We start from the raw sequence: 20,614 nt of genomic DNA on the forward strand, positions 1-20,614 counted from the left end.
AATTTTGCTACTATGTTTAGTTGATGTGTTTTATATGTAAGTGTCAAAATAGGACCACCTTTACAAAAAAATCCGAATTTTAATGCGACCTTTTACTTCAGCTTGCAACGTTTGGCATAGTTTCAAATAAATATTTCAAATAATCAAATAGAATTAATTTGTTTGTGTAAATACTTAGGACAATCCTGTAGTTATGTATTGAAATATTTTTACAGGAGGTGAGCAAATGAACTTTGGAGGTTGGATTTGCCTGCATAGAAAAATACAAGATTCATGGCTGTGGGAAATAAAGCCTTTCAGTAAAGGACAAGCGTGGGTTGATTTGCTGATGAATGCAAACTTTGATGATAAAAAGGCTTTGATTTCAGGGCAATTTGTAGTTATGCCAAGGGGGTCACTTTATACATCTGAACTTAGACTTTCGGAAAAGTGGGGATGGTCCCGAAAGCAAGTGGACGAATTTTTAAAGCTTTTAGAGAGCGATGAAATGATTGATTTGGAAAAGGTTAGAACTGGAACTATAATAGGCATTAAAAACTACGAAGCGTATCAAAATCAATTTTATTTTGAGCAGCAAGTGAACAGTCAAGAAACATCGGAAGAACACAATATAACAAAAAACAAAAAAACAATTAACAAGATAACAAACGACAAGAATATATCTTTATCCCCGGCTGAGAAGTCGCAAAATAGCGATGGAGCGCAGAATGAAAAAAGTTCTGGCAAAGGAGAAGATTATTCTGATGAGTTTGAGCTTTTTTGGAGCATTTACCCGAGAAAAAGGGAGAAGAAAAGGGCATTTCGTTCGTGGAAAGCAAGAGTTAAAGAAAATCAAATTCCCGATTTAATGATTAAGGCGGCAACTAATTATGCAGAACACTGCAGGATTAATGGCACTGAGGAGAAATATATAAAGCTTGCTGCTACCTTTTTAGGACCAGATAAACCATTTGAGGAATATATAGATTGGGTTCCAGATACTAAAAATGGTGATATTCCAAAAAACATAGCAAAGGCTATTGAACTTATAAAAAAATCAAACGAAGAAAATATAGAAAGGGGAGGGAGCGTATTTGACTAAACTTGAAGTTGGTAAAATTTTTGCTGTTTTATCTGCAGCATATGATAAATTTGAGGTGAATGAATTTAAACAGCAGCTGTGGTTTGAGATGCTTCAGGATATTCCTTATCAAATTGTTCAGATTGCAATAAAAAAGATTATTCTAGAAAGTCCATTTCCGCCCACGATTTCAGATATCAGAAGACAATGTGCAGATGTTACCCAGAAGAAATGTGAACAAATAGATGCGGGACAGGCATGGGGAGAAATAACTAAAGCTATAAGATTATATGGCTATTGCAGGCCGGAAGAAGCACTTAACAGCCTAAGTCCATTAACACGTCAGGTTGCTGAAAGGTTGTCATGGAGAGAGATTTGCCTTTGTGAAGAACAAAACATAGGCGTATTAAGAGGGCAGTTTATTAAGATATACAACTCTCTTCAGGAAAGAGAGAGAAAGAGCAGGCTCTTGCCTGACTCTATAAAGAATGAGATTAAAATGCTCGAGAATGAAAGTGCTAAATTGATTGGGTGATTATTTTATAAAATTTAGGACAACTTGATATAAAATAGGAATTATTACCGCAGGAAGAAGATTTGCTACCTTAATCTTAGATATTTTAAGCATGTTAAATGAAAGGCCGATAATTAAAAGGCTTCCTACTGCAGTCATTTCATTAATCGTTGCTGTTACTAACAAGGGCTTTAAAAATGATGCCATCAATGTGATTAAGCCTTGATAAATCAATACCGAAAAAGCTGAAAATACTACCCCAATACCAAGGGTGGAAGAGAATATGATTGCAGATACCCCGTCTAATATGGATTTTGCAAATAGTATTTTGTGATTCCCCTCAAGACCGCTCTGGAGTGAGCCGACAATTGCCATTGCTCCAACGCAATACAGAAGGCTTGCAGTTACAAACCCCTCTGAAACATTGCCTTTACCCTTTAATTTACCCTCGATAAAATCGCCAAGATTATTTAAAAGTTTGTCTATATTTACTAATTCACCTGCGATTCCACCTATAACAATAGAAAAGATAATCAATAATATATTTTGGGATTTTAAAGTTCCAGATACTCCAATTAATAAAACACAAAGTGCAAGGCCGCTCATGATGGTTTCATTAATTCTCTCAGGCATTCCTTTTTTGAATACCAAACCCAATAAACTGCCCACGATAATTGAAAAGAAATTGACAATAGTTCCGAGCATAACATTACCCCCTAAATAAACGCTTAAGGATATTTTATTACAATGATATTGCAAAAACAATAAAAATAAATTGAAAATGTATAAAACTAAAATATGTGGCTAAAATAAATTCAGATAGCGAAAGGAGAGTTGAATATGGCAAAGGACAAGGAAAACAAAAAAGCTAAGAAAAATGAAGACAGAGAAAAGAAAGCTAGAAAGCAAAGAACAGATGAAAAAGAAATTGAGCCTATGTGATATAGGCTCAATTTACTATTAAAATTTAACAGCATCTGCATCTCCTTTTGCATTTTCTTCTACAGCCACCACCATCACAACAGAATAAGAATAGCAATGCAAGTAATGAAGCTGAATTATTAAACATAGTTTCACCCCCTTAAAATTCGCTTGGGTTAGTTGTTCATGCAGGATATTTTCTTAATATATAATAGTCAAAAAAACAAATTTTGACACAATTTATAAATTAATGTTGAAAGGAGTGATATTATGGAAACAAGGGATGATAAAGAAAGAATTGACCTTAATGATGATAGAATAGGTCTTACTGATGTTAGATTAGTTTCGTTTTCTGATAACATAGTTGGATATAAGAATAAAGACGCTATGTTGAATAAATTAAAGAATAAGAATGAATTAAAATAACCCGGTAATCCGGGTGTTTTTTTAACATTTTGTTGAAATAATTCATAATATGTAATATAATATACCTGTAAAGGGTATAAAAATGGAGGGATAATATGCAAATTAAAATATCAGCAGATGCTGCTATGGAGCTTAAGAAAAAAATACAAGAAAAAGGCGAAAACCACGGGATTAGAGTTTATATCGCAGGTTTTGGATGAGGTGGTCCAAGCTACGGAATGGCACTGGATGTGCCAAAGGAAGGCGACAAGGTTTTTGAAGTTGAAGGTGTTAATATAATTCTTGATGACGAAATGGTTGAATATACTCCAGGGTTTATCATTGATTATAGAAACACTTACTTTGGAAAGAGATTTTCAGTAGACTCACTTTACGGCGGCGGTGGATGCAGCTAATTTAATACGAACAACAAAAGACATCTCTATGTATTTTACATAGGGATGTCTTTTGTTAATAGGCTGGCACTAAGTGTTTTTTTGTTATATAATGACAATAATAAATTAAGAAACTTAATCTTAAGTGCCTGGCACCAAAAGGAGGTCGAAATTATGAAGGAAATAGTTATAACACAAAATGAAGCAGGGCAAAGACTTGATAAGTTTTTAAGAAAATATCTTAAAAATATGCCTCTTAGCATGATTTATAAACATATAAGAACAAAAGGGATTGTTGTAAACGGCAAAAAGAGCAGTGAAAAATACATATTAAATGAGGGTGATGTGGTTTTATTTAAATTTGAACCGGAAGAGCATAAAAAGGAGAAGAAACATAAATTCCTTAAGATACAAAATCTTGATTTAAAGGTTGCCTATGAGGATGAAAATGTTCTTGTAGCTGAGAAGGGAGTAGATTTGCTTGTTCACCCTGATGAAGGGGATGAGTTTACTCTAACGGACATGGTGCTTGCCTATCTTTATGATAAGGGAGAATATAAACCAGAAGAAGAGAAGACATTTTCTCCATCGCCTTGCAACAGGCTGGATAGAAACACCGAAGGGCTTGTAATTTATGCTAAAAATTATGAATCGCTTAAAGAGCTAAACGAGGCCGTAAGGGATGGAAACATTAAAAAATATTATTCAGCTCTTATAAAGGGAAAGGTTGAAGATGGAACTTATATTGCATACCTTTCAAAGGATAGGCTGAATAACAAAGTTATGGTTTCAAAGGAGAAAACGAGGGATTCAAAGGAAATAATAACAAAGATAAGAACAATAGATACTGTAGGGACTTATTCAGAGGTTGAAATAGATTTAATCACCGGAAGAAGCCATCAGATAAGAGCGCACCTTGCAAGTTTAGGTTGCCCAATTTTAGGAGACCCTAAGTATGGAGTTAAAAAGTTAAACAGCATCTTATATAACAAATACGGTCTATCAAATCAATTGTTGATTGCAAATAAAATTGTATTTACTAATATGAAGGGTAAACTTGAATACCTTAACAATCACGTTGTTGCAATGAATTTACCTCCGGCTTATAAAAAGATTAAAAATGAGATATTTAAGTTTTAATTAAACTATGCGAATAATATATTTTAATAAAGCAATCTTAATGAAGATGTTATGAAAAAAATTATTTTATTGCTGAGCTTTATATTGATATTGGTTATAGCTTTTGAAAGCGATTTAGATGTTGAAGTTTTAGAAAAAATAAATTCAAATCAGATAAAAAGCATTGTTTACATTGAAAAAAGGGTGAGCTTTAGCGAATGGGACGGAAAATTTGAGTTGCAGAAAAAAATATATTATTCGCATCCAGATAAGGTTAGGATAGAAAAATTAGATGATTTACACGAGGTTGAAATAATTAACAGGTATAATTATGTTTATTATAACGATAGATTAGATAAAATAATTGTTAGGCAGACCATTCCTAAAATAGAGCTGGATATATTCGACGCTTTCAGTATGCCCTATGATTCGAAGACTGAGTTTCAAGGATATGAAACAAAGGGAAATATTACTTACAATATTTTTTCGTTTATTTGTAATATCGATGATACGAAATATGTCAAAAAAATTTGGACGTTCGAACATGAAGGAATCAGTCTGCCTTATAAGATTGAGTATTTTATAAATAATTCGATTGTGTCTTTGAGCACATTTGAGTATGTATCGATTAATAAGCCAATCGATGACAATTTGTTTAGAGTAGATTCATTGCCTCAGAAAAACTTCGCCTACGACGGCTGTGAGTCTGCATATTTTTTAAACATAGAAGACGCTTTAAAATATATCAGTTTTATACCTAAGATTAGCATAAGCGGCGATTATAGTTTAATCAAAATAGAAATAATTAGGATTCAGGAAGAAAATGTTCTTAGGCTTAATTATAATAAGGATGATGTGAATATTATTCTAAATGAAAAAAAGGCAAACAAGAATTTTAAGGGCTACACTGTAAAATCAGAGGGTGAAAATATAATAATAAATTTTATAGAAGATGGGGTTGAAATTGAGATAAGCGGTAAAGCCGAGGATTATGTTGATATAATGCAATTTTGCTCGAGCATTACGCAAAAGATAAATTTTGAGGCAATCGATGGGGAGTATTATGATGAGTAAGATGGAATTTAATATTGAAAAAAAGGATGCTGGGAAAAGGCTTGATAATTTTCTTAAATTCGAAAAGGAATTTTCAACAAGGTTAATCAAAAAATTGACTAAAAATGATGGAGTATTAATAAACGGCAAACCTGCATGGGCTAATGATGTTTTAAGGGAAGGCGACAGGGTGGAAATATTAATTAAAGAAAACAAGGAGCAGGATATAATTCCAGAAGATATCCCTTTAAATGTTGTTTATGAGGATGAGGATATATTGGTTGTTAATAAGCCGCCATTTATGGTAGTTCATCCAACTAAGGGTCATCCATACGGAACTCTTGCTAATGCAGTTATGTATTATTTTGAAAAGACGGGGCAAAGGTCAATTGTAAGGCTTGTAAACAGGCTGGATAGGGATACTTCAGGACTTGTAATAATAGCCAAAAGTCAGTTTGCACATCAGGCTATGGCTAAAAAGTTCGACAACAATGAGGTGGAGAAGCAATATATTGCTATTGTTGAAGGCAAAATGGAAGGTTTTGGAACCATAGACCTTCCTATAGATAGGCCATACCCTGATTCTGTTAAAAGATGCGTCATGGAAAATGGTCAAAGGGCAGTAACTCACTATGAAGTTTTGAGCAGCAGCGATGAAATTTCACTTGTTAAATTGACATTAGAAACCGGAAGAACCCACCAGATAAGGGTGCATTTAAGTCATATAGGACACCCTATTTTAGGTGATACACTTTATGGCAGGGAAAGCAATTTAATAAACAGGCAGGCGCTTCATGCATTCAGGCTTAAGCTTACAAAAATAAGGAATGATGAGGAAATAGAAATAATAGCAAAAATGCCTGATGATTTTAAAAGAATATTGGAACAAAAAAACATAAAATACGAGGAGGTAAGGGATGAATAAACTTCAAAGCATTAAAGAAGATATTCAAAGAAAAGTAGACGGACTTGAACGATACGAAATCGAAAGCATTAAATCAATAGAACATCCCATAAAGAGGGATTTGATGAGCTTTAACATAGTCTTTTCTGACAAAGAAAAGAGCGTAAGGTATAACGTGGTTGGATATGAAAATGAAAAGGGTGAGGTAGGAATATTAATAGAATGTCCTATATTAACAGGAATTAAAGATGACTTACATATAAAAGAAAATGTCAATGGATTTGAATTAGAGATAAAAAATTTTTCTAAAGGGAAGGAAGCTTTAATTAAGCTAAACTGCAAAGTTAAAGATGATGAATTTAATTTTGATATGGCGATGGATACTATAATTGAACATGGGATAAACAGGATGATATATTGATTCCAAACAAAAAGCTGCTAAACTAATTAGCAGTTTTTTGTTTGGAATATTTTTTTGTCAGCCTCAATAAACATATAAATAAAACATAAAAAACAAATTATCAAAAATTAACAATCAAAAAGAAGGAATTTTTGATTAATAATAGAATTATATTATAATAATGTTAAATTTTAACAATTAAAGGAGGGGAGTTTATGTTAAAGAAAATTGCTTACTTTGTTTTGACGGTATTTGTATTCACTTTAAGCCTTTCAACAAATGCCTTTGCTAAAAGCACAACAAAAATAACCGAAAGTGCACTAAAGGTAGGCATAGTTAAAAACTATTCTTCGTCAACCCTAACTGTTTTGGAAAATGGAAAAGCAGTTAGCTATAAGGTAACAAGTCAAACTAAGGTTTACAGTTTAGGAAATACAGTAGATTTTTCTGAAACAATTAAAAAAGGACTAAAGGTTAAGTTTAAGTTAGCACTAAAGGGAAATGTTCCACAATATATCAGCTATTTAGATATCCCTACACCTGGCATAGAAGGAAGAGGAACATTAGGATTAGAAGTTAATGATATTAGGCAAAACGAAACTGACGACCCAGTAGCTCCAACTGTTGCAGCACCTAAGCTTGATTCAAGGACAAATCTTGTAAGTGGTGCTTTAGCTAACGTAAAAGAATTGCAGGCAGTTGATGAAACAAGCTTTATTTATGTGAACAACAAAAGGTTGGGACTTGGGCAAATAGAAGTGCTACAAGACACAATTAAATTAACTGTTAATGGCAAGGATATAAAGGTTATAGCCTCTGATAAGGAATTTGATAAAACTGCTCCAGATGATGAAGCAAAATTAGTTAAGGAAAAGAATAATTATTACATCGATTTTGAGAAGGACTTTACTGATAAGGATTTAACAGATGAAGAAGTTAATAATCTAATTAAAATTTCATACCAAAAGAAGATGTATCAAATCGACGCTGTTGAATTTAATGCATTCCCAATCTCAGAGGATTGTTATGTAGAACTTAATGGCAAGGAAACAACCCTACAAAAGGCAATATATAGAGGAACATATGCATATGTTAGAACTAATCTTGATGGCGAAATAATCTATATTGATGCTTTCTATAACGATGTTCCTGCAAGAATAGTTGAGGTAAATAATGCTAAGAAGACTATTAAAGTTGCAATATATAAATATGGAAAAATTGCATTTGAGGATACATTGGTAGTTTCAGATGCTGCAGCGATTAAGAATAAGAATGGAGAGTTTATAAGACTTATTGATTTAGTTCCGTCAGATAAAATAATATTTACTGTTGATCCATTAGAAGGATATAAAGTAATTTCAATTGAAAGAACAGACTGGTAAGGGGGAGTGAGGTATGAAAAAATTAGTATCCCTAATTTTAAGTTTTCTATTGGTTTTAACCCTTGTTGCTCCAAATGCAATTGCAAAAGCGCCAGCTAAGGGCAACGAAGTTTACTATGCAACTTTTTCTGATCCGATTGACTTAAACCCTGCAATATCATCAGATTCAGCTTCATCTGAAGTGACTGGATTTTTGTTTAGAGGTCTCTTAACAAGAGACTGGGATACAAAGATAATACCAGATATGGCTGAAGCTATGCCAACAATTTCAAAGGACCAAAAGACAATAACATTTAAACTTAAAAAGGGAATCAAGTGGCATGATGGAGTTGAATTAACATCTGCAGATGTTAAATTCTCATATGAATTTATACTGGATAAAAGAGTCAATTCACCAAGATATACAGACTTTGAAAAAATAGATAAAATTGAAACTCCAGACAAGTATACAGTTGTATTTAAATTAAAGGAACCTGATTCAGCTTTGATTCCAAACTTTACTTTTGGGTATATTATTCCAAAACACCTATGGGAAAATGTTGATAGAACAAAAGTTAAACAAAGCGAATACAACAAAAAGCCTATAGGTAATGGACCTTTTAAGTTCGTAGAATGGAAACCTGCAGAAAGAGTTGTTCTTGAGGCTAATCCTAATTTCTATGGTGGAAGACCAAAGGTTGATAAAATAATATTTACAATCACTCCTTCACAGGCAGTCGCTATGGTAAAGGCTGAAACAGGAGAAGCAGATTGGGTATATATTCCTGAATCAGACATAGCAAGAATGAAAACAAAACAAAATCTTAATGTATTTGTTTACGATAGATTAGCTTTTGATTGCATACTTTACAATATAAAGAGCCCATACTTCTCAGATAAAAGGGTAAGGCAGGCTATTAGTTATGCAACAAATAAACAGGCTATTGTAAACGGAATATACAAAGGTATAGGAAAGGTTGCAGATGGCTCATATCATCCAAAGATTTGGGCATATTCAGCAAATGTTCCTAAGTATAATTATAACCTTGCTAAGGCAAAGCAACTTCTCGACCAGGCAGGCTGGAAGGTTGGTAAAGATGGTATAAGAGAAAAGAATGGGGTAAAGTTTAAATTTGTGTTATTGACTAATAAGGGAAATATAATGAGAGAAAAACTCGTTGTATATATTCAAAGTCAGTTAAAACTATTAGGAATTCAAGTAGAACCGAGAATACTTGAGTGGAATACATTCCTAAATAAATATGTAAATCCAAGAAATTTTGATGCATATGTTGGAGGCTTTACAACTGCACTTGACGGAGACCAGACAGTATTCTATCATAGCGACCCAGATAAAGGATATTTCAACAGAGGTGGATACAAGAATGCAAGGGTTGACTATCTGTTAGATGAGGCAAGAAAGACATTTGATGTAAATCTTCAAAAGAAATATTATGCCGAAGTTCAAAAGATAGTCGCAGAAGAACAACCTATGACATTTATTGTATATAGAAGAGGAGCTCAAGGCTTTAATAAGAGAGTTAAAAATGTTAAGGTTGTAGATTTGCTTGGAATTAACGAAGGATACATGCAGTGGACAATTGACAAATAAGCAGGCTGCTAATTAAATGTAAGAAGGCAATTAAAATTTGTAAGCATTAAGATGCCCCATGAAATGATTTTTTTAAGGCGAAACTATTTGTAACTTTGAAAAGCGAAAGCATATGTATGACGAGTAAGCCTTAAGAAATCATTCATGGGGTTTAGTAAAAACTTTGCTAAGATGAAATAAATTTAGACAGCCTAATTATAATCAAGTTGGGGGTGAAACGATGTTTAAATTTATTATAAAAAGAATATTACATGCTATTCCACTGCTATTAATCATTTCGGTTATAAGCTTTTTTATAATTCAATTAGCTCCAGGAAGCCCCGTTAATATGTTCATTAATCCAGAAGTTGCAAGTCCTATTGATGTTGAAATGGTAAAGAAAAATCTTGGATTGGACAAGCCAATCTATGTTCAATATTTGATTTGGCTGAAAAATGTTTTGAAAGGGGATTTTGGAACGTCTTTTTTACATAGCAGGCCAGTTATGGAGCTGATAATGGAAAGATTGCCGAATACTCTTATATTGGCACTTGTGGCAACAATCATTTCATTTTTAATAGCAATCCCATCTGGAATTATTTCTGCGATAAAAAGAAATAGTGCCTATGATTATGCCTTTTCCACATTATCATTTATAGGAGTTTCACTACCAAGTTTCTGGTTTGGACTTATGCTTATATTGCTATTTAGCTTGAAATTAAGGCTTTTGCCTTCGGGCGGGATGAGAAGCAATTTTGATGAGTTTGTATTGTCCGATAGATTAGTGCATTTGATTTTGCCTTCTGCTGTTCTTGCTATGGGTAGTATGGCATCTAAAATGAGATATATGAGAAGCTCAATGCTTGAAGTTATAAATCAGGATTATATTAGAACGGCAAGGAGCAAAGGCCTCTCTGAAAGAATAGTTATTTATAAACATGCACTCAGGAATGCTCTTTTGCCAATTATTACTATGCTGGGATTGATTATTCCAGGTCTTTTCAGCGGTGCAGTTATAACTGAAACAATATTTTCATGGCCAGGGCTTGGAAGATTAGCGGTTGAAGCAACATTCATGAGGGACTATCCAGTTATTATGGGAGTTACTATGTTTTCATCTGCTTTAGTTGTTATAGGAAGCTTAATTGCAGACATACTATATGCAATAGTTGACCCAAGAATCAAGTATTAGGGGTGATAATATGGCTGAGTTAAATTATAAAACGGATATCAATCAAGCGGAAAGTTATGAGTTTAGCGATACATTTTCTAAAAAAATTAAAATATTTTGGAGAAGATTTAGAAAGAATAAATTAGCTGTCTTGGGATTAATAGTTTTAATTGTTCTTTATCTGTCAGCAATATTTGCACCACTTATAGCACCTTATGACCCTGCTGGCACTCCAGATGATATTCTATTTGTAGATAAGGCTCCGACCTACAAACCATATAAGGATATAAATATGAATGGTGAAGAAGTTTTATTTAAACCTAACTATTTTGGGAGAGATGAGCTTGGACGAGATGTCTTTTCAAGATGCCTTTATGCAGGAAGAATTTCATTGACTGTTGGATTTGTTTCGGTTGGGATATATGTTTTAATAGGGACGATATGGGGAGCTATTGCAGGATACTTTGGCGGATGGGTAGATAACATCATGATGAGAATAGTTGATGCCCTGATGTCGATACCAACTATGTTGCTTTTAATAACCGTCATGGCGGTGTTTAAGCCTAATATATATAACGTTATGATAGTTATAGGACTTACGGGATGGACTGGCATCGCAAGATATGTAAGAGCAGAATTTTTGACACTTAAAAAGAGGGACTTCGTTGAGGCAGCAAGAGGAATTGGTGCTAAAAAATTGAGAATAATATTTGTTCATATATTACCAAACGCTATGGCTCCCATAATCGTTGCTGCAACTATGGGGATTGCCGGGGCAATACTGACAGAATCAGCTCTTAGCTTTTTTGGACTTGGAGTTCAGCCTCCCACTCCTACATGGGGGAATATGCTTACTAATGCTCAGGAGTTGGATACAATGCTTAACGCCCCATGGAAGGCGTTTTATCCTGGAATGTTTATTTTTATAACAGTTCTTTCATTTAATTTCTTTGGCGATGGTCTTAGAGATGCCCTCGACCCAAGACTAAAACAGTAGGGGGTGTTAAATGTGGGAAAGATGCTTGAAGTAAGAAATTTAAAAACGTATTTTTATACAGAGGATGGGGTTGTTCCAGCTGTTGACGGAGTTGATTTTTATATAAAACATGGCGAGACTCTGGGACTCGTTGGAGAGTCAGGTTGCGGAAAAAGCGTTACTTCACTTTCGATATTAAGACTCGTCCCACCTGTGCAGGCAAAAATACTCGAAGAAAGTGAAATTATTTTTGAGGGAACTAATTTACTGGAACTTCCAATTAAGGATATGAGAAAATTAAGAGGAAACAAAATAAGCATGATTTTTCAGGAGCCTATGACATCTTTAAATCCTGTTTTCAAGATAGGATATCAAATTAGTGAAGTTCTTATGCTTCATCAGAAAATGGATAAACATACCGCGTGGGAAAAGTCGATAGAACTTCTAAGAAAGGTTAATATTCCATCTCCTGAGAAGGTAGTCAATGAATATCCGCATACATTAAGCGGAGGAATGAGACAGAGAGTAATGATAGCAATGGCACTTGCCTGCAACCCTAAACTTTTAATAGCAGATGAACCTACAACTGCACTTGATGTTACAGTTCAAGCACAGATTCTTGAACTCATGAATGAGTTGAAGAAGGAATTCAATGCAGCAGTAATGCTCATTACTCATAATTTAGGGGTTGTTGCAGAAACATGCGATAGAATTGTTGTAATGTATGCAGGTAAAATAGTTGAAGAAGGGACTGTTCACGACATATTTGAAAATCCACTTCATCCGTATACAAAAGGACTTTTAAATTCAATTCCTTCAGTAGAAGGGAAGAAGGGGAAGCTTGAGTCTATCCCAGGAGTTGTTCCAAATCCTTTAAATATGCCAAAGGGTTGTAGATTTTCCCCAAGGTGCAAATATGCAAAGGAAATTTGTTATAAAAATGAACCTAATATTAAACGTTTTTCGGAAGATAGAGCTGTAAGATGCTTTATCTATGAGGATGGTGAAAAAAATGAGTAGGCTTATTGAAGTTAAAGGTCTTAAAAAATATTTTCCAATTAAAGGCGGATTTTTTAATAGAACGGTTAATTACCTTAAGGCTGTTGATGGTGTTGATTTTTTTATCAATCAAGGGGAAGTTCTGGGGATAGTTGGAGAATCGGGATGCGGCAAATCAACAACTGGAAGGACAATATTAAGACTTATCGAACCAACTGAAGGAGAAATATATTTTGATGGGGCAAATATATCTAATTTAAACGAAGAAGAATTAAGATTAATGAGACGCAATATGCAGCTCATTTTCCAGGACCCATATTCTTCTTTAAATCCAAGGCAAACAGTTGGCGATATTATAGGAGAACCACTCCTGATTCATGAAAAAATGAGCAGAGGAGAGAGGCTTGATAGAATTAAGGAGCTTTTGCAACTTGTAGGGCTAAGTCCATACCATATAAGAAGATATCCCCATGAGTTTAGTGGAGGACAAAGACAAAGAATTTGCATTGCAAGGGCACTGGCCTCAAATCCTAAATTCATTGTTGCAGATGAGGCGGTATCTGCTCTTGATGTATCAATTCAAGCCCAGATAATAAATTTGTTTGAGGAATTAAAGGAAAAATTAAATTTGACATATATGTTTATTTCACATGATTTAAGCGTAGTAAGGCATATTTCAGATAGAATAGGAGTAATGTATCTTGGAAAGCTTGTTGAAATGGGACATAGTGAGGATATATTTGAAGAGCCATTGCACCCATATACAAAAGCATTGCTATCAGCTGTTCCAATACCAAACCCCAAAATAAAAAAGGATAGAATTATTTTGCAAGGGGATGTTCCTTCGCCTATAAATACTCCAAAGGGATGCGTATTCTGCAATAGATGTAGTTTTGCAATTCCAATTTGCATTGAAGAAAATCCTAAATTTATTGAAATAAAGAAGGGCCATTATGTAGCCTGTCATATAATCTAAAGACTTTTAAAAATAAGTATACATATATCTAGAAAGAGAGCAGTTTCAAGATATACTTTGAAACTGCCTTATTCTTTAAGAATAATATACGTAATGTAGACTGAAATGATTAACAAGTATATATTAGATAATTTTATATATATAAATTTTGTTAACAATAATGTTATAAAAAAGGCTATGGAATGTGAAAAAATAAATGATAGCATATTAAATTTAAATTCATAGTTTGATAAAACAATAATCCAACTTAAAACAATCCCCAAAATGGCTGAAATTATAAAGTTAATTGCATATCCGTAAATATTTATATTTGGAATGGCAAGTAAAATATAAAGTATTGTTAAATCCGATAAGGATATTATAAGCGAATTAATCATTATTTCCTTTTGCTTCCCAAGAGCGTTTAAGATTGAAAAGCTTATTATTTCGATATATACAAGGGGCATACCAAATGCTAAAAATTTAAGCATTGGAGCAATTGAGGCATCTTTGTAAAATGTAAGCGCAATCTTTTCAGGAAAATTTATTAAAATAATCATTGAAGCTAATGATACAAGTGCTGATACATCTAATGCCTTGTAAATTCTTCTGTTTACTGTCCTGTAATCCTTTTGAACAAGTGCTTCTGAAATAGAAGGAATCAATATTACGCTAAGCGAATTTAATATAATTGCAGGGTAGAAAATTATATTTAAAGCCATGCCAGTAACTTTTCCAAACATTGAAAGCGATTGTTGATGAGTAAATCCTGCGACCTGAAGCCTTAATGGGATAATTATTGCAATAATCATGCTGAAAATTGTAGAAAATATTCCATTAAAGGCAAGTGGGGTAGAAATTTTAAGCGTATTAAACAACAACTGAAGCGAATTATCGGTTTTTTCAAATGTCCTATGCTTTCTTTTATATATAGAATAGAATATATAAAACAAGACTAAACTTGATGCTTCACCGCAGCTTAGTGCAAGGACTGCAGATGCACACGAAAGTTCCAGGCTTATATTTTTAACCAGGTTTAATAGAGGAAACATAACAGCTATTCTAACAATTTTTTCAAATACATCGATTATTGCGGGCTCAATAACCCTTTGGATGCCATAATAAGTTCCCTTTACAACAGAAGAAATAGAAACGATTATTAATGCCGGCAAAAAAGCTAATATGCTATAGTAGGTTCTTGCATCCTTTATTATATTATTTGAAATAAATTTTGAAATGAAGAGCAAAATTGTTACAACGAGCAGCGACCAAATAAATTCAAATATGCATAGGATATTAACAGTTTTATATAGTTCTCTTAGTCTTCCAAGTGCCTTTTTCTCTGCTGCTATTTTTGAGACAGCAACTGTTATACCACCGCCTGTTATGAATAAAAACATAGTATATAATGGCATAACAAGCTGATAAATCCCCATTCCTTCAGGACCTATGCTTCTTGAAAGAATTATAGAAAACAAAAAATTTAATGTTCCCGTTACAACATTTGAAATAACTAGTATTGCGGTGTTTTTATAAAAATTTGAAACCTTCATGATATGCCCTTTTGATTACTCTACTTGAATAATATGAACGATATGATGTTTTTATGAATAAATAAGTTGTATACTAAAAAACAAAGCTTTAAACTTAATAAATTTTCATGAAGCGTTTATTCGAAATAAAAATAATTATGCCCTATGAAACGATTATTAAATGACTACCCTTCAACCGCAGTGACTAATGCTCATGCATAAAATGCAAAGCATATGTGCTCGGAAAAAGGAGAAACTTTAAAAAATCATATCATAGGGCTAAAGTTATATCTTATTTTAATTATAGAATTATATTATTTCAAATTTTCAGGGTTTAAGCCTTCTAATTCAGGAAGAACAAATCTTCCATCCTTTCTTATTAGAACATCGTCGAAGTATATTTCTCCTCCGCCGTATTCTGGAGTTTGGATGTAAACTAAATCCCAGTGTATTGCTGATTTGTTTCCATTGAAAGCATCGTCATATGAACTTCCTGGAGTAAAGTGGATTGAACCAGCAATCTTTTCATCGAAAAGAGTATCCTTCATTGGCTTATTGATGTATGGGTTAACACCAATTGCAAATTCACCAACGTATCTTGCGCCCTCGTCGGTATCAAATACTTTATTGATTCTTTCAGTGTTGTTTGCAGTTGCATTTACTATCTTTCCATCTTTAAATTCAAGTCTAATATTCTCGTAAGTAAATCCTTGGTATTCTGAAGGTGCATTGTAGGTGATATAGCCATTTACGCTGTCCTTAACAGGTGCAGTGTAAACTTCACCATCTGGAATATTCATCTTTCCATCGCATTTTACAACTGGAATTCCCTTGATTGAGAATGTAAGGTCTGTTCCTTCACCAACTATTCTAACCTTATCAGTTTTTTGCATCAACTCAACAAGCGGGTCCATTGCCCTTGACATTTTTGAATAGTCAAGGTTGCAAACATTGAAGTAGAAATCTTCAAAAGCTTCAGTGCTCATGTTTGCAAGCTGTGCCATTGAAGGTGATGGGTATCTTAAAACAACCCATTTAGTCTTTGGCACTCTTATTTTGCCGTGAACTTCATGCCAGAAGTATTTGTTGTATAAACCAAGCTTTTCTGATGGAACGTCTGATAATTCTGAAGTATTGTTTCCTGACCTTAATCCTATGTAAGCATCCATGTCGCTCATTCTTGCAGCTTCATATTTAGCCATCATCTTCATCTGCTCTTCAGTTGCACCCATTAATATTGCTCTATCAACAGTCTTGTTCTTAATAGTAACAAAAGGGATTGCACCTGCTTCATAAGCAGCCTTTACAAGTTCAGTAACAAGAGGAAGTTCAAGGTGAATAGTTTCAATTAAAACCTTTTCGCCTTCTTTTACTCTGCAGGAATAATTGATTAAATTTCTTGCGAGGACCTTTACTCTTTCGTCTACCATAATGAGACCTCCTTGAAAATAATAGATTTAAAAAACCCCATTAATATTGTTAATTTTTTTTAGCAAATATATTATACTATAGTGGAAAAATTTTTTAAATACCCTCTTTACAAAATGTCGAATGAAGTCTAAAATAGTAATAGTGTGAAAGCAGTTACGTAAGGTTTATCATAAAAAATCATCTTTATATCCTCCGAAATGGAGGATATTTTTTTTATTTTATGTCATAATATAATTGATAATTGCTTTTAGGGGTGATTTTATGGGTCATATAGAAAATTCCTACGGTTTTTTGATGAGGAATGTATTGAAAGCAGTTAACCCTATTAAAAAGAAAATAATCAAGACAGAATGCAAAGTTCATAAATTTATAACTGAAGAGGCTCTTGAAATTTTAAGGAAAGATGGAAAATTAGCTGCACATGATTTTTTAAAAAACTATATGCATGATATAAATTCTGGTGTAGTTTGGGCTGACCAGGATTTTAAGAGCAGCAATCATTTTTATAACCCGGAAAGTGAAAGAGGACTTTATGGTGCAAGCAATGCACTAAAAGAGATTACATATTACTATACTAAATCTATAAAATTATATAGGGAAGGAAAAGTCCAAGCATCTATGTTTTATTTTGGTTGTGCAGCCCATATACTTCAGGATATGACTGTTCCACAGCATGTTAATGTAAAACTGCTTGACAGCCATAGAAGATATGAACTTTGGGTTATCAAGACTTATTTGCTGCATGATATATTTAAAGCAAGAGAAGGTGGAATTTATCTCGATAACATTAAATCATTTATTCAATCTAATGCTGACAAGGCAATCGAAACTTATATGAAATTTAAGAACATAAATAACCGTGAGGACAGATATTATAAAATTACATCTGAAATACTGATACAAGCTCAAAAAAGCACAGCCGGGTTTATGTTGAAATATTATAATGATATTATTAAAATAAATGAAGGTAAACATTAGAAAAGGATGGGTGACAATGGCAAGAATGATTTGGAAGCCAGGAACTATGCTATATCCAGTTCCTGCAGCTTTGATTACTTCGAAATACGAGGATAAAGAAAATATAATTACAATTTCATGGATAGGGACAGTTTGTTCAGAGCCTCCTATGCTTTCTATTTCTGTAAGGCCAGAAAGATATAGCTATGAACTTATAAAAAAATCAGGAGAATTTGTGGTAAACATACCTAATAAAGACATTGCATTTGCGACAGACTATTGTGGAGTTAAATCGGGTAGAGAAGTGGATAAGTTTAAAATACTAAACCTTACAAAAGAAAAGGCCAGCAAGGTTGAGGCAAGCATTATTAAAGAATGTCCATTAGCTCTTGAATGCAAGGTTAAACAAATATTAGAACTGGGAACTCACCATATGTTTATCGCTGAAGTGGTTGCTGTTAATGTGGACGAAAAATATATGGATGAAAATGGAAAATTGCATCTGGATAAGGCAAATCTTTTGATGTATAATCATGGTAAATATGCCGTTACGGGTGAGCATATTGGGAAGTTTGGCTTTTCTGTCGAAAAGAAGAAAAAATAGTAGGTGAGGTTATGGGGGATAAATGTTTTATACTGGATTTGAGCCGCAAAAGATTTGAGGGGGATATTTTAGATATTTCCTATGAAGGAAATACAGCTATTTCAGAGATTATTAACAACGATTATCAAAAAGATTTTTACAAACTAAAAAGATTGGACAACAATTTAGGCAAGTTTGATTATGTCATTTTTTTCTTATCGCTAAACAAATATAAAAGAAATGCTAAAAAACTTATAAGAAGTATAAAGGGAAATCTCAAAGAAGACGGAAAAGTAGTCATCTGGGATATTGACTATAAAAGGTTAAAGCCATTTGAAAGAATCAACATAAAAATAATAAACAAAAATAACAGAATAAAGACACTTGATGAAGAATTTAGACATAGCCTTTTTACGCTTGAGTGTAGAGATATAATTGAATTGCTCCAGAGAGAAGGTTTTGAAATTTTAAACAAAAATGACGATAGCATTATTTTCTACATTGAGGCAAAAAATGCGGAGGAAGCAAATGAGAATACTGTTAGCAGCACTTAATTCAAAATACATTCACTCAAACCTTGCAATAAGATATTTAAAAGAATATGCAAAATGTTTTAAGGTTGATATTTATGAAACCACAATAAATGAAAATCCATTCAATATTGCCATTGACATTGCTAATCAAAAATACGATGTCGTTGGATTTTCATGTTATATTTGGAACATTGAAAACACATTGAAGGTTTGCAGCATATTAAAAGAAATAGATGAGAATATAAAGATAATACTTGGAGGCCCTGAGGTTTCATATGACCCAGAGGATGTATTAAAGCAATGCAGCTTTATAGACTATGTTATATATGGAGAAGGGGAGGAAACCTTTAGGGAACTTCTTATCCATCTTAGGGAAAATAAAGATTTATTATCTGTTGACGGATTAGCGTTTCTAAAGAATGGCGAAATAAAGGTTAACAAACCAAGAAAACTTATAGAAAATTTAGATATAATACCCTTCCCATATGAAAACTTGCCTCAGAGAATTCTATATTACGAAGCCTCAAGAGGATGCCCTTTTAACTGCAAATACTGTTTATCATCGACTATTAAAGGAATTAGATTTTTTAGTTTAGACAGGGTTAAAAGAGACTTAAAATTCTTTATTGACAACAATGTAAGGCTTGTTAAATTTGTGGATAGAACATTTAATTCAAACAAACGATTTGCAATTGAAATATGGAAATTTCTAATCGAAAATGCTTCAGGGACAAAATTTCATTTTGAAATTGCGGCCGACCTTTTGGACGATGAATGCCTAGAAGTTTTAAAAAGTGCACCCGAAGATTTGTTCCAATTTGAAATTGGAGTTCAGACAACAAATATTGAAGTGTTAAAGAATATAAATAGAATCATGGATTTCGATAGGGTTAAAAGCAACATAATTAAGCTCAATGAGCATAGAAATATACACTGTCACTTGGACTTAATCGTTGGACTTCCTGGAGAGGATATTAATTCTTTCAAAAGGTCATTTGATGAAGTAATGGCTCTAAGACCGGATGTTCTTCAGATTGGATTCTTAAAGGTTCTTAAGGGTTCTCCAATTAGCCTTGAAACAAATGAATTTGGCATAAAATATTCAAAATACCCTCCATATCAGGTTTTAAGAACAAATTCATTAAGTTTAGAAGAAATAGTTTTTCTGCTTAAATTTGAAGATGTATTTGAAACCTTTTATAACAGCGGCATTTTCAAAATAACGCTTGGATACTTTGCAAATAAAAATTCTGACTTTGATTTCTTTAAAGGACTGACCCTTTATCTTGATAAATCAGGATATTTTGATAAAAATCACGACTTGAGTTCAAAATTTGAATATTTATTAGGGTATTTGAAAAAATATGAGGAAGAAAAATATTTAATTGACCTCATGATACACGACTATATTTTGACTACTAAAAAATCACATCTTCCAGAGTTTTTGAGGAAAAGGGAAATTGCAGTGGAAACAATTGAACTAATTGATGACCTTATATTCATGGAAAAGAAGGAATTAAAAAAAATGTTGGCGATAAATACTAATATTATGTTCTTAAATGGAAAATATATAAAAAAAGAAGGCATTGTAATTTTCAACCCAATCTATAGAAAATATTATTATTCAAAACTAAACTATTAAGAAAATTCGATAAATTAAAACTTTAACAAAGTATTTTATCGAATTTTTTGTTAAATTAAATTAATTTGATACTTGGTGTTTTTATTTGTCTATAGTATAATTATAATTGGGT

At 32.9% G+C, this 20,614-nt stretch carries 21 protein-coding genes; 18 read left to right on the forward strand and 3 right to left on the reverse strand.

Annotated features, from left to right (window positions below; translation table 11 throughout):
• Nucleotides 1-226 precede the first annotated feature (226 nt).
• Together ABG79_RS03160 and ABG79_RS03165 are read left to right on the forward strand one after the other, a co-directional pair.
• Nucleotides 227-1,081: a hypothetical protein gene (locus ABG79_RS03160; protein WP_057977063.1), complete on the forward strand. Its 855-nt coding sequence runs from the start codon at nucleotides 227-229 to the stop codon at nucleotides 1,079-1,081.
• On the forward strand, nucleotides 1,074-1,595 hold the full coding sequence (locus ABG79_RS03165) for a replicative helicase loader/inhibitor (protein ID WP_057977065.1): 522 nt from the start codon (nucleotides 1,074-1,076) through the stop codon (nucleotides 1,593-1,595). Before ABG79_RS03160 ends, ABG79_RS03165 begins: the two co-directional genes overlap by 8 nt.
• Here the strand turns inward: ABG79_RS03165 and ABG79_RS03170 are convergent, their stop codons facing one another.
• Nucleotides 1,596-2,279 carry a DUF554 domain-containing protein gene (locus ABG79_RS03170; RefSeq protein ID WP_057977067.1) on the reverse strand — a complete coding sequence of 228 codons (684 nt, stop codon included), beginning with the start codon at nucleotides 2,277-2,279 and terminating at the stop codon, nucleotides 1,596-1,598.
• Nucleotides 2,280-2,765: 486 nt separating this feature from the next.
• Here ABG79_RS03170 and ABG79_RS12475 point away from each other — a divergent pair, with 486 nt between their 5' ends.
• The 12 genes from ABG79_RS12475 (at nucleotide 2,766) to ABG79_RS03220 (ending at nucleotide 13,845) form a co-directional block, all read left to right on the forward strand.
• Nucleotides 2,766-2,921, forward strand: a complete 156-nt coding sequence (locus ABG79_RS12475) for a hypothetical protein (RefSeq protein ID WP_160318212.1) — start codon at nucleotides 2,766-2,768, stop codon at nucleotides 2,919-2,921.
• A 95-nt stretch (nucleotides 2,922-3,016) separates the two neighbouring features.
• Entirely contained in the window at nucleotides 3,017-3,316 is a 300-nt protein-coding gene (locus ABG79_RS12780; protein ID WP_341408292.1) for a HesB/IscA family protein, read from the forward strand.
• Between the two features lie 153 nt (nucleotides 3,317-3,469).
• Entirely contained in the window at nucleotides 3,470-4,435 is a 966-nt protein-coding gene (locus ABG79_RS03175) for an RluA family pseudouridine synthase (RefSeq protein WP_057977069.1), read from the forward strand.
• A 51-nt stretch (nucleotides 4,436-4,486) separates the two neighbouring features.
• The gene (locus ABG79_RS03180; protein ID WP_057977071.1) at nucleotides 4,487-5,488 is read left to right on the forward strand and encodes a hypothetical protein; all 1,002 of its coding nucleotides are present in this window, start codon (nucleotides 4,487-4,489) and stop codon (nucleotides 5,486-5,488) included.
• A complete protein-coding gene (locus ABG79_RS03185) occupies nucleotides 5,481-6,392 on the forward strand; it encodes an RluA family pseudouridine synthase (protein ID WP_200956786.1) in 912 nt (303 codons plus the stop codon). The genes ABG79_RS03180 and ABG79_RS03185 overlap by 8 nt, the downstream gene beginning before the upstream one ends.
• Entirely contained in the window at nucleotides 6,385-6,792 is a 408-nt protein-coding gene (locus ABG79_RS03190; protein ID WP_057977075.1) for a hypothetical protein, read from the forward strand. The genes ABG79_RS03185 and ABG79_RS03190 overlap by 8 nt, the downstream gene beginning before the upstream one ends.
• Nucleotides 6,793-6,986: 194 nt before the next feature.
• Complete coding sequence (locus tag ABG79_RS03195) at nucleotides 6,987-8,153, forward strand: hypothetical protein (RefSeq protein ID WP_057977078.1); 1,167 nt, start codon at nucleotides 6,987-6,989, stop codon at nucleotides 8,151-8,153.
• Nucleotides 8,154-8,166: 13 nt separating this feature from the next.
• Entirely contained in the window at nucleotides 8,167-9,744 is a 1,578-nt protein-coding gene (locus ABG79_RS03200; protein WP_057977079.1) for a peptide-binding protein, read from the forward strand.
• 220 nt (nucleotides 9,745-9,964) lie between these two features.
• Nucleotides 9,965-10,915, forward strand: a complete 951-nt coding sequence (locus tag ABG79_RS03205) for an ABC transporter permease (protein ID WP_057977081.1) — start codon at nucleotides 9,965-9,967, stop codon at nucleotides 10,913-10,915.
• Nucleotides 10,916-10,925: 10 nt separating this feature from the next.
• Nucleotides 10,926-11,891, forward strand: a complete 966-nt coding sequence (gene opp4C / locus ABG79_RS03210; protein ID WP_057977083.1) for an oligopeptide ABC transporter permease — start codon at nucleotides 10,926-10,928, stop codon at nucleotides 11,889-11,891.
• A gap of 21 nt (nucleotides 11,892-11,912) precedes the next feature.
• Complete coding sequence (locus ABG79_RS03215; protein ID WP_057977470.1) at nucleotides 11,913-12,890, forward strand: oligopeptide/dipeptide ABC transporter ATP-binding protein; 978 nt, start codon at nucleotides 11,913-11,915, stop codon at nucleotides 12,888-12,890.
• Nucleotides 12,883-13,845 carry an ABC transporter ATP-binding protein gene (locus ABG79_RS03220; protein WP_057977086.1) on the forward strand — a complete coding sequence of 321 codons (963 nt, stop codon included), beginning with the start codon at nucleotides 12,883-12,885 and terminating at the stop codon, nucleotides 13,843-13,845. The genes ABG79_RS03215 and ABG79_RS03220 overlap by 8 nt, the downstream gene beginning before the upstream one ends.
• A gap of 68 nt (nucleotides 13,846-13,913) precedes the next feature.
• Here the strand turns inward: ABG79_RS03220 and spoVB are convergent, their stop codons facing one another.
• On the reverse strand, nucleotides 13,914-15,377 hold the full coding sequence (gene spoVB / locus ABG79_RS03225) for a stage V sporulation protein B (protein ID WP_057977088.1): 1,464 nt from the start codon (nucleotides 15,375-15,377) through the stop codon (nucleotides 13,914-13,916).
• Nucleotides 15,378-15,670: 293 nt separating this feature from the next.
• The gene (locus ABG79_RS03230; protein ID WP_057977090.1) at nucleotides 15,671-16,786 is read right to left on the reverse strand and encodes an aminopeptidase; all 1,116 of its coding nucleotides are present in this window, start codon (nucleotides 16,784-16,786) and stop codon (nucleotides 15,671-15,673) included.
• A gap of 262 nt (nucleotides 16,787-17,048) precedes the next feature.
• Here ABG79_RS03230 and ABG79_RS03235 point away from each other — a divergent pair, with 262 nt between their 5' ends.
• Genes ABG79_RS03235 through ABG79_RS03250 form a run of 4 tightly spaced genes read left to right on the forward strand, consistent with a single transcriptional unit; the run spans nucleotide 17,049 to nucleotide 20,502 of the window.
• Nucleotides 17,049-17,765 carry a zinc dependent phospholipase C family protein gene (locus tag ABG79_RS03235; protein WP_057977092.1) on the forward strand — a complete coding sequence of 239 codons (717 nt, stop codon included), beginning with the start codon at nucleotides 17,049-17,051 and terminating at the stop codon, nucleotides 17,763-17,765.
• Nucleotides 17,766-17,781: 16 nt separating this feature from the next.
• Entirely contained in the window at nucleotides 17,782-18,348 is a 567-nt protein-coding gene (locus ABG79_RS03240; RefSeq protein ID WP_057977094.1) for a flavin reductase family protein, read from the forward strand.
• Nucleotides 18,349-18,359: 11 nt separating this feature from the next.
• Nucleotides 18,360-18,881 carry a methyltransferase domain-containing protein gene (locus tag ABG79_RS03245; protein WP_057977096.1) on the forward strand — a complete coding sequence of 174 codons (522 nt, stop codon included), beginning with the start codon at nucleotides 18,360-18,362 and terminating at the stop codon, nucleotides 18,879-18,881.
• Nucleotides 18,856-20,502: a B12-binding domain-containing radical SAM protein gene (locus tag ABG79_RS03250; protein ID WP_057977098.1), complete on the forward strand. Its 1,647-nt coding sequence runs from the start codon at nucleotides 18,856-18,858 to the stop codon at nucleotides 20,500-20,502. Before ABG79_RS03245 ends, ABG79_RS03250 begins: the two co-directional genes overlap by 26 nt.
• Nucleotides 20,503-20,614 lie beyond the last annotated feature (112 nt).

This window comes from Caloramator mitchellensis (genome assembly GCF_001440545.1).
In the GTDB taxonomy this organism is placed as follows: domain Bacteria; phylum Bacillota; class Clostridia; order Clostridiales; family Caloramatoraceae; genus Caloramator; species Caloramator mitchellensis.